This is a genomic window from Inquilinus sp. CAU 1745 (genome assembly GCF_039839375.1).
Lineage (GTDB): Bacteria > Pseudomonadota > Alphaproteobacteria > DSM-16000 > Inquilinaceae > JBDOQU01.
Map to the genome: position 1 here is coordinate 411,351 of NZ_JBDOQU010000002.1, position 14,432 is coordinate 425,782.

At 66.3% G+C, this 14,432-nt stretch carries 11 protein-coding genes; 2 read left to right on the forward strand and 9 right to left on the reverse strand.

Features of this window, described 5'->3' with window-relative positions; all coding sequences use genetic code 11:
• Positions 1 to 213: 213 nt before the first annotated feature.
• Positions 214 to 762 carry a PadR family transcriptional regulator gene (locus AAFN89_RS04425; protein WP_347536324.1) on the reverse strand — a complete coding sequence of 183 codons (549 nt, stop codon included), beginning with the start codon at positions 760 to 762 and terminating at the stop codon, positions 214 to 216.
• Positions 763 to 1,019: 257 nt separating this feature from the next.
• Between AAFN89_RS04425 and AAFN89_RS04430 the strand changes: the two genes are divergently transcribed.
• Positions 1,020 to 1,820, forward strand: a complete 801-nt coding sequence (locus AAFN89_RS04430; protein ID WP_347536326.1) for an undecaprenyl-diphosphate phosphatase — start codon at positions 1,020 to 1,022, stop codon at positions 1,818 to 1,820.
• 4 nt (positions 1,821 to 1,824) lie between these two features.
• Here the strand turns inward: AAFN89_RS04430 and AAFN89_RS04435 are convergent, their stop codons facing one another.
• The 6 genes from AAFN89_RS04435 to AAFN89_RS04460 form a co-directional block, all read right to left on the reverse strand.
• Positions 1,825 to 2,247: a hypothetical protein gene (locus AAFN89_RS04435; RefSeq protein WP_347536328.1), complete on the reverse strand. Its 423-nt coding sequence runs from the start codon at positions 2,245 to 2,247 to the stop codon at positions 1,825 to 1,827.
• Between the two features lies 1 nt (position 2,248).
• Positions 2,249 to 3,097, reverse strand: coding sequence for a TIGR02587 family membrane protein (locus AAFN89_RS04440; protein WP_347536330.1), 849 nt, complete (start codon positions 3,095 to 3,097; stop codon positions 2,249 to 2,251).
• A 119-nt stretch (positions 3,098 to 3,216) separates the two neighbouring features.
• Positions 3,217 to 3,969: a hypothetical protein gene (locus AAFN89_RS04445; RefSeq protein WP_347536332.1), complete on the reverse strand. Its 753-nt coding sequence runs from the start codon at positions 3,967 to 3,969 to the stop codon at positions 3,217 to 3,219.
• 136 nt (positions 3,970 to 4,105) lie between these two features.
• Positions 4,106 to 4,774: a glutathione S-transferase family protein gene (locus AAFN89_RS04450; RefSeq protein ID WP_347536334.1), complete on the reverse strand. Its 669-nt coding sequence runs from the start codon at positions 4,772 to 4,774 to the stop codon at positions 4,106 to 4,108.
• 139 nt (positions 4,775 to 4,913) lie between these two features.
• Positions 4,914 to 9,473 carry a glutamate synthase large subunit gene (gltB, locus tag AAFN89_RS04455; RefSeq protein ID WP_347536336.1) on the reverse strand — a complete coding sequence of 1,520 codons (4,560 nt, stop codon included), beginning with the start codon at positions 9,471 to 9,473 and terminating at the stop codon, positions 4,914 to 4,916.
• A gap of 129 nt (positions 9,474 to 9,602) precedes the next feature.
• Complete coding sequence (locus AAFN89_RS04460; protein WP_347536338.1) at positions 9,603 to 11,045, reverse strand: NAD(P)-dependent oxidoreductase; 1,443 nt, start codon at positions 11,043 to 11,045, stop codon at positions 9,603 to 9,605.
• A gap of 288 nt (positions 11,046 to 11,333) precedes the next feature.
• Between AAFN89_RS04460 and AAFN89_RS04465 the strand changes: the two genes are divergently transcribed.
• The gene (locus AAFN89_RS04465) at positions 11,334 to 12,347 is read left to right on the forward strand and encodes an alpha/beta hydrolase-fold protein (protein ID WP_347536340.1); all 1,014 of its coding nucleotides are present in this window, start codon (positions 11,334 to 11,336) and stop codon (positions 12,345 to 12,347) included.
• Positions 12,348 to 12,361: 14 nt separating this feature from the next.
• Here the strand turns inward: AAFN89_RS04465 and AAFN89_RS04470 are convergent, their stop codons facing one another.
• Together AAFN89_RS04470 and AAFN89_RS04475 are read right to left on the reverse strand one after the other, a co-directional pair.
• The gene (locus AAFN89_RS04470) at positions 12,362 to 12,904 is read right to left on the reverse strand and encodes an N-acetyltransferase family protein (protein WP_347536342.1); all 543 of its coding nucleotides are present in this window, start codon (positions 12,902 to 12,904) and stop codon (positions 12,362 to 12,364) included.
• A gap of 60 nt (positions 12,905 to 12,964) precedes the next feature.
• Positions 12,965 to 14,155: a benzoate/H(+) symporter BenE family transporter gene (locus tag AAFN89_RS04475; protein WP_347536344.1), complete on the reverse strand. Its 1,191-nt coding sequence runs from the start codon at positions 14,153 to 14,155 to the stop codon at positions 12,965 to 12,967.
• Positions 14,156 to 14,432 lie beyond the last annotated feature (277 nt).

Genomic DNA, 14,432 nt, shown 5'->3' on the forward strand with positions numbered 1-14,432 from the left:
CATCAGTCGGAACAGAGGTCATTTATGAAATATTCATAACTTTGTTAGATTTTCTTCATAATTTGACGAACTGCGAACGGATTCTCCTAGCCCAGTGGAGAGCGCAAGGCTCTTCGGCCTGTGAGCGGCAAAGGTCCATCGATCATCAAGTGAGCGATCACGAACAAGCCTGTCGACGGACGGTCGACAGGCCCGTCCTAAGCACAGATGCTCTCAGGAGCCCACGACCTCCTGCGTCGCGCGCTCCAGCGCCTTCCGCACGCGTTCGGTTTCCGCCTCGTTCCAGCCGGCGCTGTGGAAGCGGAGCGCAGCCTTCAGCGTGTGCATGGCTTGGCGGACGGTTTCGGGCACGGCCTGGCCGGTCATGGCCTGGGCGGCCAGGTTCATCCGTTCCATCACCCCGTCGACGGCCGCCTGGTTCTCCGCCAGGAAGGCGCGGCCCTCGTCGGTGATCTCGAACAGCCTCTTGGCCCCTTCCGAGGCGGTCGCGCGGACATAGCCCAGTTCCTCCTGCAGGGTCAGGGTCGGGTAGACCGATCCAGGGCTGGGCGAATAGCCGCCGCCGAACCGCTGCTCGATCTCCTTGATCAGCTCATAGCCATGGCGCGGCTGTTCCGCGATCAGGGCCAGAAGAACAAGCCGAAGATCGCCGGGACCGAAGACCCTGCCGCCGCCGCCCCATCGGCCGAATCCGCCGGAGCGTCCACCATGGCGATGACTCCCTTGACGATGATCCGGCCCGCCATGGCGTTTGCCGGCCATCGCGTGCGCCCACATCCCTCGGTGATGACATCCATGATTCATATGCATATTGCGTCTCCTATTTTTGACTGACTCAAACGATATATCGTTTTAATCGGTCTTTCAAGTGATGTACCGGCGGCCATTCCCGCGCAGCCGGAGATTCCCCAGTTTTGACGCGACTGCGAAGGGCGCGTTGGGGTAAAAGACCGCTCCGGTGCCTGAAGCCGTTCCCCTCCCCCATCCAATCGCCTCCCCTCATCTCGCGAAGCCACGGCATGCCCGACATTCTCATCGCGCTCTTTCTCGGCCTCGTCGAAGGGCTGACGGAGTTCATTCCCGTCTCCTCGACCGGCCATCTGCTGCTGATCGGGCATTTCCTGGGGTTCGAGACCACCGGCAACACGTTCGAGGTGCTGATCCAGCTCGGCGCCATCATCGCGATCCTGTCGGTCTATTCGGCCAAGCTCTGGCAGTTGGCGGTCGATCTGCCGCGCGATGCGAAGGCGCGGCACTTCGTGCTGGGCGTCCTCGTCGCCTTCCTGCCGGCGATGGTCATCGGCGCGCTGGCGCATGATTTCATCAAGACCGTCCTGTTCGAGACGCCGGCCCTCATCTGCGCCATGCTGATCCTCGGCGGCGTCGCGCTGCTGGCGATCGACCGCCGGACCGTCGAGCCGCGCTATCGCGACATCACGGACTACCCGCTCTCGCTCTGCCTGAAGATCGGCTTCTTCCAGTGCCTGGCGATGGTGCCGGGAGTCTCCCGCTCCGGCGCGACCATCGCGGGCGCGCTGCTGATGGGGACGGACAAGCGGTCGGCGGCGGAATTCTCATTCTTCCTCGCCATGCCGACCATGGCCGGGGCGTTCGCCTACGACCTGTTCAAGAACCGCGACATACTCGGTTCCGACGATCTGATCCTGATAGGCGTCGGCTTCGTGGCGGCGCTTATCGCCGGCATCGTCGTCGTCCGGTCGCTGCTGGACATCGTGTCGCGCTACGGCTTCTCACCCTTCGCCTGGTGGCGGATCGTGGTGGGAACGCTGGGCCTTCTCGGCCTCTGGCTGCTGGGATAGAAGCTCAGGGCTCGGTATAGCCCATCACGCGCAACTCCAGCTCATATTGGCGGGGATCGCGGTCGAAGAAGAGCCCGCCACGGTTCAGGGAGCGGCCGGGGATATAGTCGAAGGTGATCTCGCCGGTCGCGATCGTCTCCTCGCCATCCTTCAGCTCCGCGCTCACCATGACGGCCGCCGCCGTGGTAGGCGCCCGGTTCCGGGCGACAATTTCCGCCACGAAGCCGCCCTCGACCTCCGTCACCATCTCCAGCTCCGCCGTCACATCGGGCGGAACCTGACCCGGCTTCTGGAACGCCTCCCAAAAGAGGAAGCCGACCAGCGCCAGCGTGAGCGCCAGCCCGACGCCGGCCGCAAACCATTCGAGAGCAGGCTTCACCTTGCCGTGGCTGGAATCCCGCTTCTCCATCTTCGATGCTCCGGCCATCTCAGACGATCAGCCTCGCGCTCGCCGCGCCCAGCGCGGCCGGGAAGCCCAGCACGACGGTCATCATGACGATCGCCGCCGTCGACAGATCCTCGGTGCGGCCGAAGGTCCAGAGGGTGTAGAGGCTGACCAGGAGCGCGATGCCGTAGCCCGCCACGCTGTAATGGACGATGCCGGCCAGGAAGCTCGTGCCCTCGGGCAGTTCCTTCTCACTGCCGAAGCCGACTGCATAGACGAAGGCGTGCAGGAGGAGGATGGAGAGCAGGACCAGCCCCAGCGCATGCAAGGGCGTCATCTTGTACGAGATCAGCACCATCTCTTCCGTCGGCGCGACGTTCAGCGCCAGGAACATCGCCCCCGCCGCCATCAGGAAAAGCTGCCCGGCATAGCCGGCGCGCCTTTCCTTCTCCGCCTTGTCCTCATCCTCGCCGCTTTCGCCCATCTGCTTGCGCGCGACGATGGCGCCGATGCCGGCCGGCACGCTCTGGATGGCGATCTTGCCGGCGACCTCGCCCATCGGCATGTCGGCCTCCAGCACGCCGAAAAGCGACAGGAGCACGGCCGAAGCGATGATCCCGACACCATAGGCGGCGAGTGAATCCATGAGATTGTCGGACAGGCGGGTGGTCTTCTCGAAACCCGAGAAATGCGACAGCCCGACCAGCAGGCCGAAGCTGACGAAGAAAAACAGCACCAGGCGCATCCGGTCGACATAGAAGCCCAGCCACCACATCTCCATCGTCATCAGCATCGGGAACCCGAAGATCAGCGCCCCACCGAAAGCGCGCGCCAATCCTCTGGCGTATTGCCTGTTGGCTCCCTCGTCCGAGGTCCCCGTCCTGGCCGGCACCTATGGGTCTCCGGATAATGAATCCGATCGCTGCACATTCGTAACGGATATTCCGGGCCGGCTGTTCCGCCGCCCCTCCTCAGCCGGAGAATGAGGAGCGGCGTTCCAAAACCGCCGGATCAGTTGCCGTCGGGCGAATCGTCCGTATCGTCCTGGGGAACCAGGACCTGGAGCACGATCTGGGCGGTCAGGGTCAGCTTCTGGGAGACGGACAGCCCACCGCCATACGGCTCAGGAGCCGGCGCCATCTCGGCCCGCGACGCCGCCATCATCGGCTGGCGGCGGTCCATCATCGGATGGTACCCCTGATTGAGGAAATCGATGGACGCCACGCGATAGTCGCGGTCGGGAAAGACCTGGTTCAGCCGATCCAGCTCTTCGCTGGCGCGCTCATAAAGCTCGGTGCGCAAATCGGCCTCGACCGCCTCGATCTCCGCCAGCGTCGGGGAGAAATCGGTATTCTCCACCCGGACCTGGAGGCCCGGCCGTGACGCGTCCTCCGCCCGGTCGGCGATGCCGCCCAGCGCCGTCTCCGGCAGCCGCGCCTCGGCGCGGGCGCGCCAGCGCTCAAGCCCGCTTTCGTCCTGGAAGCGATCGAAGGAGAGGAAACGCCATTCCGCGTCGGCGGCCAGCTGGTCGAGCGCCGCCAGCATCTCCGTCCGCACGCTCGCGGCGTCGCTGCCGGGCAGGGCGGCGTCGACGGCGACGATGACGCGCGCCTTCTCCGCCTCCACCCAATCCTCCGCCGACAGCGACAGGACCACCTGATCCATGATCGGGACCGGGCGGGACTCGAACGCAGCAGCCGGGGCAGCCGCGAGGGCGATGGGGGCGAGGGCCAGGACCGCGAGACGCTGACGAAGCGGAAACATGGGAGAGACCTTTCTGTTCGGGGGAACTGACGGTCGAACTTTTCCTCTCCATACCGGCGAAATTGCGGCGAAAGCGCGCAGGATCGTGGGCTTATTCAACCGTCGGGATCGCCGTTGGGATCACCGGCGGGCCTCATCAGAAATCCAGGTCGGGATAATGGGCGGGCGCGGAGACGCCGGGCACCACATCGCCCAGCAGCGGGCGGAAGCAGGGGCGCGACTTGATCCGCGCGTACCATTCCTTGGCGGCCGGATGGTCCTCCCACGGCACGTCGCCCAGATAGTCGACAACCGAAAGATGGGCGCCGGCGGCGATGTCGGCGATGGAGAAATCCTCCCCCGCCAGCCAGTTCCGCCGCTCCGCCAGATAGGCGATGTAGTCGAGATGGTAGTGGATGTTGGCCCGGCCCGCGCGGATCGCCTCGGAGTTGGGATAGCCCCGCCCCATCAGACGTTTCATGATCTTCTCGCCGGCCAGATTGTCGGTGACCTCCTGCCGGAACTTGACGTCGAACCAGACCAGCAGCCGGCGCACCTCCGCCCGGTCGACCGGCCCGCCCGGGATCAGCCTGACCTCGGGATGGACCTCTTCCAGATATTCGACGATCACCGGCGCCTCGATCAGCGTCGTGCCGTCCGGCTCGATCAGCACCGGCACCTCGCCGGCGGGGTTGAGCGCCAGGAAATCGTCCCGGCGGTCCCAGACTCTTTCGACCTTCAGGTCGAAATCCAGCTTCTTCTCGGCCAGCGCCAGCCGCACAAGCCGCGACGCCGCCGACAATGGCAGATGATAAAGGCAACGCATCGTGCCGCGCACTCTAGCGATTGCTGCGCCGCACGCAAGGTCATCGCCTGAACGGAAGAAGGGCCCCGCGATCGCGGAGTCCTTCTTTGTCGTCATGGACCTCCAAGGCCTTCGTCGATCCCGTACATCAGCTTTCTCCCTACTCCGCCGGCTGGCGCAGGGCGGCGGCGCGGTCGAGGGTGGTGGGATGGTCCAGACGGTCGACCATTTCCTTCGGCGTCACCTGCCAGAACCGGTCCTTGACCAGGGTCCAGTCGTTCAGGAGTTGGGCCGCGAAACGGCTCTGGGTCTCCGACACGTGCTCGCCGATCAGCTTCCGCACCAGATCGTCGTAATAGGGCGTCTCGATCCGATGCCAGATCACGCTGTCGTCGTTGACCCGGGTGGCGAAGCTGTCGTTGGAATCGTAGACGAAGGCCATGCCGCCGGTCATGCCGGCCGCGAAATTGTCGCCCACAGGGCCCAGGATCACGGCCGTGCCGGCGGTCATGTATTCGCAGCCGTTCGACCCGCAGCCTTCCACGACCACCACCGCGCCGGAATTGCGGACGCAGAACCGTTCGCCCGCCTGTCCCGCAGCGAACAGCTTGCCGGCCGTGGCGCCATAGAGGACCGTGTTGCCGATGATCGTGTTCTCGTTGCTGACAAGCGGGCTCGCCGTCCATGGCCGCACCGTTATCGTGCCGCCGGAAAGCCCCTTGCCGACATAGTCGTTGGCGTCGCCGAACACCTCCAGCTTCAGCCCCTGGACGGCGAACGCCCCCAGCGACTGGCCGGCCGACCCGCGCAGGCGGAGCGTCACATGCCCCGGCTGCAGGCCGGTCATGCCGAACTTCCGCGTGATCATGGACGACATGCGCGTGCCGATCGCCCGGTAGGTGTTCCGGACGTTGTAGGTGAGCTGCATCTTCTCACCCTCCTGGAACAGCGGCCGCGCATCCTCGATCATCCGCGCATCCAGCGTGTCGGGAACCTCGTTCCGTCCCTCCATGGTGCAGTACATGGCCAGCCCGCCCGGATCGGCCTTGGCCAGGAGCGGGTTGAGGTCGAGGTCGTCCAGATGGGCCGCGCCCCGGCTGACCTGGTGGAGCAGTTCGGTGCGGCCGATGATCTCGTTCAGATTCCGGTAGCCGAGCTGCGCCAGGATCTCGCGCACCTCCTCCGCCATGAAGGTGAAGAGGTTGACCACCTTCTCCGCCGTGCCGGTGAACTTCTTCCGAAGCTCGGAATCCTGGGTGCAGACGCCGACAGGGCAGGTGTTGGAATGGCACTGGCGCACCATGATGCAGCCCATGGCGACCAGCGAGGCGGTGCCCACGCCATATTCTTCCGCGCCCAGGATTGCCGCGACCACCACGTCGCGGCCGGTCTTGATGCCGCCGTCGGTGCGCAGCCGTACCCGGTGGCGCAGCCGGTTCAGGGTCAGCACCTGATGGACCTCTGTCAGGCCCATCTCCCACGGCACGCCCGCGAACTTGATGGAGGTCTGGGGGCTGGCCCCGGTGCCGCCGACATTGCCGGAGATCAGGATGTTGTCCGCCCCGGCCTTGGCGACGCCCGCCGCGATCGTGCCGATGCCCGACCGCGACACCAGCTTCACCGTCACCTTGGCAATCGGGTTGATCTGCTTCAGGTCGTAGATGAGCTGGGCCAGATCCTCGATCGAATAGATGTCGTGGTGCGGCGGCGGGCTGATCAGCATTACGCCCGGCGTGGAATGCCTAAGCTTGGCGATCTCCACCGTCACCTTGAATCCGGGAAGCTGCCCGCCCTCGCCCGGCTTGGCGCCCTGGGCGACCTTGATCTCGATCTCCCGGCACTGGTTCAGATATTCCGCCGTCACGCCGAACCGGCCGCTGGCCACCTGCTTGATGGCGGAATTCCAGTTGTCGCCGTTCCGGTCCGGCCGGAAACGGGCCGGGTCCTCGCCACCCTCCCCGGAATCGGATTTCGCGCCGATCCGGTTCATGGCGACGTTCAGCGTCCCGTGCGCCTCCGCCGACAGGGCGCCCAGCGACATGCCGGGCGTGACGAACCGCCTGCGAATCTCCGTGATCGATTCGACCTCGTCGACCGACAGCGCCTCGTGGGTGGAACGGAACTCCAGCAGGTCGCGCAGATTGATTGGCGCCTGCTTGCGCACCGCCTCGGAATATTTCTTGAAGGTGGAGTAGCTGTCGGTGTCGCAGGCGTGCTGCAGCATATGGATCAGCCCCGCCTCATAGGCGTGCCGCTCCCCGTTCCGGCGATAGCGGTAGAAGCCGCCGACCGGCAGCGTCGTCACCTCCTCGCTGAAGGCCCGGCCGTGCAGCTCCAGCACCTTCTTCTGGATGCCCGACAGGCCGATGCCGGAGATCCGGCTGGCCATGCCGGGGAAGAATTCCGCGACCATGGAGCGCGACAGGCCCACAGCCTCGAAATTGCAGCCGCCGCGATAGGAGGAGATGATCGATATGCCCATCTTGGACATGATCTTCAGAAGCCCCTCATCGACCGCCTTCTTGAAGCGGCGGACGCACTCCCCCACCGACAGATCGCCGAACAGGCCGCGCCGGTGCCGGTCGACAATGGCCTCCTGCGCGACATAGGCGTTGACCGTGGTCGCGCCGACGCCGATCAGCACCGCGAAATAATGCACGTCCAGGCATTCCATCGACCGGACGTTCAGGGAGGTGAAGGTGCGCAGGCTCTGCTTCACCAGATGCGTGTGCACCGCCCCCGTCGCCAGGATCATCGGCATCGCCACCCGGTCGGGGCCGATCCTCTCGTCGCTCAGGATCACATGCGTCGCGCCGCCGCGCACCGCGTCCTCGGCCTCCCGGCACAGCCGGCGCAGCGCGTCGCGCAGCGCGTTCTCGCCGCTGGTCCCGTCCGCCGGACGGTCGAAGGTGGCGTCGATCTCCGCCGCCGTATCGCCCATATAGTCGCGCATCGCCAGATACTCGGCGGTCGACAGCACCGGGCTTTCAAGCTGCAGCAGCCGGCACTGGGTTTCATCCTCGTCCAGGATGTTGCCCAGATTGCCCAGCCGCGTCCGCAGGCTCATCACCCGCCTTTCCCGCAGGCTGTCGATCGGCGGGTTGGTCACCTGGCTGAAATTCTGGCGGAAGAAATGGTGCAGGCCGCGATAGCCGTCGGACAGGATGGCGATCGGCGTGTCGTCGCCCATCGATCCGATGGCCTCCTTGGCGTCCTCCACCATCGGATGGAGGATCAACTCCAGATCCTCCATGGTGACGCCCGCGCCGACCTGCCGGCGGCGGAGTTCCGCCCTGTCGAACAGCGACGGTTCCTTGTCGCGGCCGATGATCAGCTCGTCCAGCTCCTTGATCCGGGTCACCCAGTCGCCGAATTCCTGGCTGTCGGCCAGCAGGTCCTTGATCTCCCGGTCGTGGTAGAGCCGGCCCTTCTGGAGGTCGACCGCGATCATCTGCCCCGGCCCCAGGCGGCCCTTCTCGATCACCCGGCTCTCGTCGACGCGGACCATCCCGGCCTCCGACCCCGCGATCAGCAGCCCGTCGCCGGTGATGGTATAGCGCATCGGCCGAAGCCCGTTGCGGTCCATGCCGCCCAGCACCCAGCGCCCGTCGGTCGCGGCGATCGCGGCCGGCCCGTCCCACGGCTCCATCACCGCGTTGCAATAGGCGATGAGCGACCGGTGACTGTCCGGCATGGTGGTGTTCGCGCCGGTCGCTTCCGGCATCAGCAGCGCCTTGGCCATCGGCGCGGACCGGCCGCCCCGGCACAGCACCTCCCAGACGGCGTCCAGCGCGGCGGAATCCGACGATCCGCCCTGGATCACCGGCTTGATGTCCTCGACATGGTCGCCGAACGCCTCGGCCCCCATCCGCGTCTCATGCGCCTTCATCCAGTTGACGTTGCCGCGCAGCGTGTTGATCTCGCCATTATGCGCCAGCATCCGGAAAGGCTGAGCCAGCCGCCAGGTCGGGAAGGTGTTGGTCGAATAGCGCTGGTGGTAGATCGCGAAGGAGGAGACGAACCGTTCGTCCAGCAGGTCGGGATAGAAGGAGGTGAGCTGTTCGGCCAGGAACATGCCCTTGTAGATGATCGACCGGCAGGACAGGGAGCAGATGTAGAATTCGTTGATACCCTCCGCCCGGACCGCCTTCTCGATCCGCCGGCGGATGACGTAGAGATCGCGCTCGAACGCCTCGTCGGGGATGCCCCGGGCATTGGCGATCATGATCTGTTCGATCTCCGGCCGGCTGGCGTTCGCCTTCTCGCCGATGATCTCGACATCCAGCGGCACCTGCCGCCAGCCATAGATGTAGTAGCCGAAAGCCAGGATCTCGCCCTCGACGATGCAGCGGCAGGTTTCCTGGGCGGCGAAGTCGGTGCGCGGCAGGAACACCTGGCCGACCGCGATCGCGTCCTGCGTCGGGGCATGGCCGCTGCGGGTGACGTGTTCGCGGAAGAAGGCCTGCGGGATCTCCACATGGATGCCCGCCCCGTCGCCGGTCTTGCCGTCGGCGTCGACCGCCCCGCGATGCCAGACGGCCTTCAGCGCGTCGATGCCGGCCTGGACGACGTCCCGGCGCTTGGATCCGTCCAGAGAGGCGACGAAGCCGACGCCGCAGGCATCGTGCTCGTCCGCCGGGTCATAGGCATGCGCCTCGGTCAGCGCCCGGACGTTGGCGTCCCATTCCTCCACGAACCGCCGGCCGTTCTCTTCGCTCATCTCAAACTCCGCCATCTCGCCAAACCACCCTCTCACCCAACCCTCTCCCCGCCGGGGAGAGGGCTACCAAATCACCCTCGCCCCTCAGGGGAGAGGGAGGGACCCGGCGAACGCCGGGAGGGTGAGGGGCTACTCCGCCGCCTGAAGCTGCGCGGTCGCCCTTTCCGACAGGAAGCGGTCGATCGCCGCCGCCGCGTCGCGGCCGTCGCGGATCGCCCAGACGACCAGCGATGCGCCGCGCACGATGTCGCCGGCGGCGAACACGCCCTCCAGGTTGGTCATCATCGTCCGGTAGCTGATGGACACGGTGCCCCAGCGGCTGACCTTCAGTTCCGGCGCGTCGAACAGCGCCGGCAGATCCTCCGGATCGAAGCCCAGCGCCTTGATGACTATGTCCGCCTGAAGCGTGAAGCCGGAGCCTTCGATCATCTGCGGCGTCTGCCGGCCGGACGCGTCGGGAATGCCCAGATGCATCCTGTGGGCGCGGACGCCGGTCACGACGCCTTCGCCGTCGAAAGCCTCCGGCGCCGCCTGCCAGACGAACTCGACGCCCTCCTCCTCGGCGTTGGCGACCTCGCGCTGGGATCCCGGCATGTTCGCCCGGTTCCGCCGGTAGAGGCATTTCACCGATGTCGCGCCCTGGCGGACGGAGGTGCGGACGCAATCCATCGCCGTGTCGCCGCCGCCGATGACGACGACGTCCTTCCCGGCCGCGTTCAGCCTGCCGCTGTCGAAATCCGGCACGGAATCGCCCAGCCCCTTGCGGTTGCTGGCGGTCAGGAACTCCATCGCCGGGACGATGTTGCCCAGCCCCGATCCCGGCGCCTTCAGGTCGCGCGCCTTGTAGACGCCGGTCGCGATCAGCACCGAATCGTGCCGCCCGCGCAGTTCCTCCAGCGTCGCGTCGCGCCCAATCTCGACATTCGCGTGGTACTGGACGCCGGCATCTGCCAACAGCCGCGTCCGGCGCTCCACGACCTCCTTCTCCAGCTTGAAGCTGGGGATGCCGTAGATCATCAGCCCGCCCATGCGGTCGTACCGGTCGTAGACATGGACCTGGTAGCCCTTCTTGCGAAGCTCCTCCGCCGCCGCCAGCCCGGCCGGGCCGCCGCCGATGATCCCGACGCTCTCCGTCCGCTCGCGCAGCGGCTTCACCGGCTTGACCCAGCCCATCTCCCAGGCGGTGTCGTTGATGTATTTCTCGATCGACCCGATGGTGACCGTGCCATGGCCCGATTGCTCGATCACGCAATTGCCTTCGCACAGCCTGTCCTGCGGACAGATGCGGCCGCAGATCTCCGGGAAATTGTTGGTCGCCTGGCTGACCTCGTAGGCTTCCTCCATCCGGTTCTCGGCGGTCAGCTTCAGCCAGTCGGGGATATTGTTCTGAACCGGGCAGTGCACCTGGCAGAACGGCACGCCGCACTGGGAGCAGCGGCCCGCCTGCTCCTCCGCCTTGGCGCGCGCGAATTCGCCATAGACCTCCTGCCAGTCCTCCCGCCGGATGTCGGCCGGGCGCTTGTCCGGCATTTCCGTACCGATCTTCGTGAAGCGGAGCATCTGGTTGGGCATGGGCGGCAACGATCCTGAAGAGCGCGGAGTCACTTTCCCGCCGATCGAGGATGGCGGAAGCTTGTTTTAAGGCATTCGGGCAGGGTTGGCGAGCAAAAAACCGCCGATAGGTCAGCTTCTATGACTATTTAATAAGTTGAGAACTACTCGCAACTTAGAGAAACGATATTTCCGCCCCTGGCGCTCCAAAAATAGGTCCGAAATGGGACCACTAAGACGGGCGGCGCTTTTTGGCTGCGCGGACGTTGGATGCTATAAGCCGTCGCCACACGAAATCCGGAGAACCCGATGCGCAAAGACCGCACCGTTCCCGCGGGAACCGTCCACCGCCTCACCCTCGACAGCGCCGTGCTGCGCGGCAATCTGCTGGACGATCCGACGGAAAGAGCGGTCCATGTCTATATCCCGGACGGCCATGACGGCGCGGAGCTGCCGCTGCTGGTCGACCTGGTCGGCTTCACCGGCGGCGGGCCCAGCCACACCAACTGGAAAAGCTTCGGGGAGAATGCGCCGGAGCGGCTGGACCGGCTGATCGGCACGGGCGCGATGCCGCCGGTCGCGGTCGCCTTCCCCGACTGCTTCACCCGGCTGGGCGGCAACCAGTATATCAACAGCGCCGCCATGGGCCGCTGGGAGGATTTCCTGATCGGGGAGATGCTGCCCTTCGTAGAAGGCCGGTTCGGCTGCGGCGGCGAAGGACGGCGCGGCGTCTTCGGCAAGAGCTCCGGCGGCTACGGTTCGATCATCCACGCCATGCGGCGCGCCGACACGTGGTCGGCCGCCGCCTGCCATTCCGGCGATATGGCGTTCGAACTCTGCTACCTGCCCGACATGCCGGGCACGCTGCGGGCGTTGGCCCGGCACGACGGATCGGTGGCGAAGTTCATGGAGGCGCTGGAGGCGAACCCGAAACCATCGGGCGACGACACCCATGCGCTGATGTCCCTCGCCATGGCCGCGACCTACGATCCCGACCCGTCGGCCCCGTTCGGCGTCCGCCTGCCGGTCGACCTGGAAACCTGTGAGCTTCAGGAGGATCGCTGGGCCGCCTGGCTGGAATGGGATCCCGCGCGCATCGTCGACGCCCATGCCGGGAACCTGAAGACGCTGAAGGGCCTCTATATCGATTGCGGCACGACCGACCAGTACAACCTTCTCTATGGCGCGCGCCGCCTGCACCGGGCGCTGGACCGGCTGGGCGTCGCCCACCGCTATGAGGAATTCCCGGACAACCATTCCGGCATCGACTACCGGATGGATGAAAGCCTGCCCTTCCTGGCGAAGGCCCTCAGCGGCGGCTGATCCTTCTCAGGATATCAGGGCAAACTTCCGTCACCGTCGCCCAGCGCCCGCTGCATCAGCACCGTGTCGACCCATCGTCCGTGCTTGAAGCCGACGGACGCCAGCTGCCCGACATGACGGAAGCCGTGACGGCGGTGGAGGGCGATCGAGCCGGCATTGCCGACATCGCCGATCACCGCCAGCATCTGCCGCCAGGGGCCCTTTTCGCAGGCCTCGATCAGCGCCGTCATGAGAGCGCCGCCGACGCCCCTGCCGCCCATGCCTTCGGCGACATAGACCGAATTCTCGATCGTATGGCGATAGGCCGGGCGCGGGCGGTAGCCGGTGGCGTAGCTGTAGCCGACCACCCTTCCGCCCATCTCCGCCGCCAGATAGGGCAGTCCAAGCGCCAGCACCGCCGCCCGCCGGACGATCATCTCCTCCACCGAAGGCGGGGTCTCCTCGAAGGTCGCGACGCCGTTCAGCACATGATGGGCGTAGATCGCCTGGATGGCGGCCATGTCGGCCTCCGTCGCGTCACGGACGATAATGGCGTCGGAGAGAGGGGCGACAATCATGGAAACTCCATCTTGATGTTCCGCTTCTCAAACGCAACTTCCATGCCGCAAGGACGCGCATCAACCCTTGCGGCCCAGCCTGCCCAGCAGCATCAGCAGCCCGCCCGCCACCAGCCCCCAGAAGGCAGCCCCGACGCCGAAGAAGGAGAGGCCGGACGCCGTGGTGACGAAGGTCAGCACCGCCGGCAGCCGGTCCTCTTCCTTCGCCAGCGCCGAAAGCAGCGCGCCGCCAAGGCTGCCGAACAGGGCGAGCCCGGCCACCGTCTCGATCAGCAGCGGCGGGGCGGCGGCGATGAAGGCGGCGGCGAACCCCGCGAACAGGGCGAAACCGACATAGGTCCAGCCGGTCGTGATGGCGGCGATATAGCGGCGGCGCGGATCGGGATGGGCTTCCGGCCCGGCGCAGAGCGCCGCCGTGATTGCCGCCAGATTGACCAGATGGCCTCCGAAAGCGGCAGTCACCCCGCTGGCCGCGCCGGTGGCGACGAAGATCGGCCCGACCTTCGGCCGGTAGCCGTTGGCGTTGAGCACCGCCAGCCCCGGCACGTTCTGGGAGGCCATGGTGACGATGAAGAGCGGCAGGCCGATGCCGATGATGGTGTCCAGTGAGAATTCCGGCATCACCAGTACCGGACGGGGCCATGCGCCCGCCAGCGCGCCTTCCGGCATGGGCGTCGCCAGGAAGATCATGAGGGCGGTCACCGCGACGGCGACCGGTACGGCGTAGAGCCGCGCATAGCGCAGCGCGACGGCCCAGGAGATCACGATCGGCAGCGCGTAGGCCGGCATCTCCCCCACCGCGACCATGGGCGCGAGACACAGATCCAGCAGCACGCCGGCCAGCATGGCGCTGGCGAGCGCCACCGGTATGGCGGCGATGGCGCGGCCGAACGGCCGCCACAGCCCCGCGACGACGATCATCGCCGCGGCGGCGAGGAACGCCCCCACCGCCTCCGGGAAACCGCCTTCCGGCGCGGCGATGGTGATCAGCAGCGCCGCGCCCGGCGTCGACCAGGCGATGCTGACCGGCATCTTCGTCCGATGGCTGAACCAGACGCCCAGCAGCCCCATGGCGAGGCTGAGCGCCAGCAGGCCGGAGGCCGCCTGCTCCGGGCTCGCGCCCACCGTTTCCAGCCCATGGAGCACGATCGCGAAGGAACTGGCGAACCCGATGAACCCCGCCAGCAGCCCGGTGGCCACAAGCTGGGCCAACCCGCCCCGCTTCGCATCCCCCGCGACATCATCCGTCATGTCCACCCGCACCCTTTCCTCATGACGCGCCCGTCGAAGCATCCGCCGGCGCCCTACCCAAAACCGTCATGCCGGACTTGATCCGGCATCCATTCGGCGGCGAAGTTCGCCCAACCGCCGCCCGGCTCTTCGCCTCCAGCGCCGCGTCGGCAGCCCATGGATTCCTGTGTGTTGGATGGTTGCTATGATGGGAGCGGGAAGGAGGCCGTTGGATTCGAGGTCGCCCGATCGGTAGACCGTATGCTGGCCTGGCCCCTTCCCGCTCGTCTTGCACCAA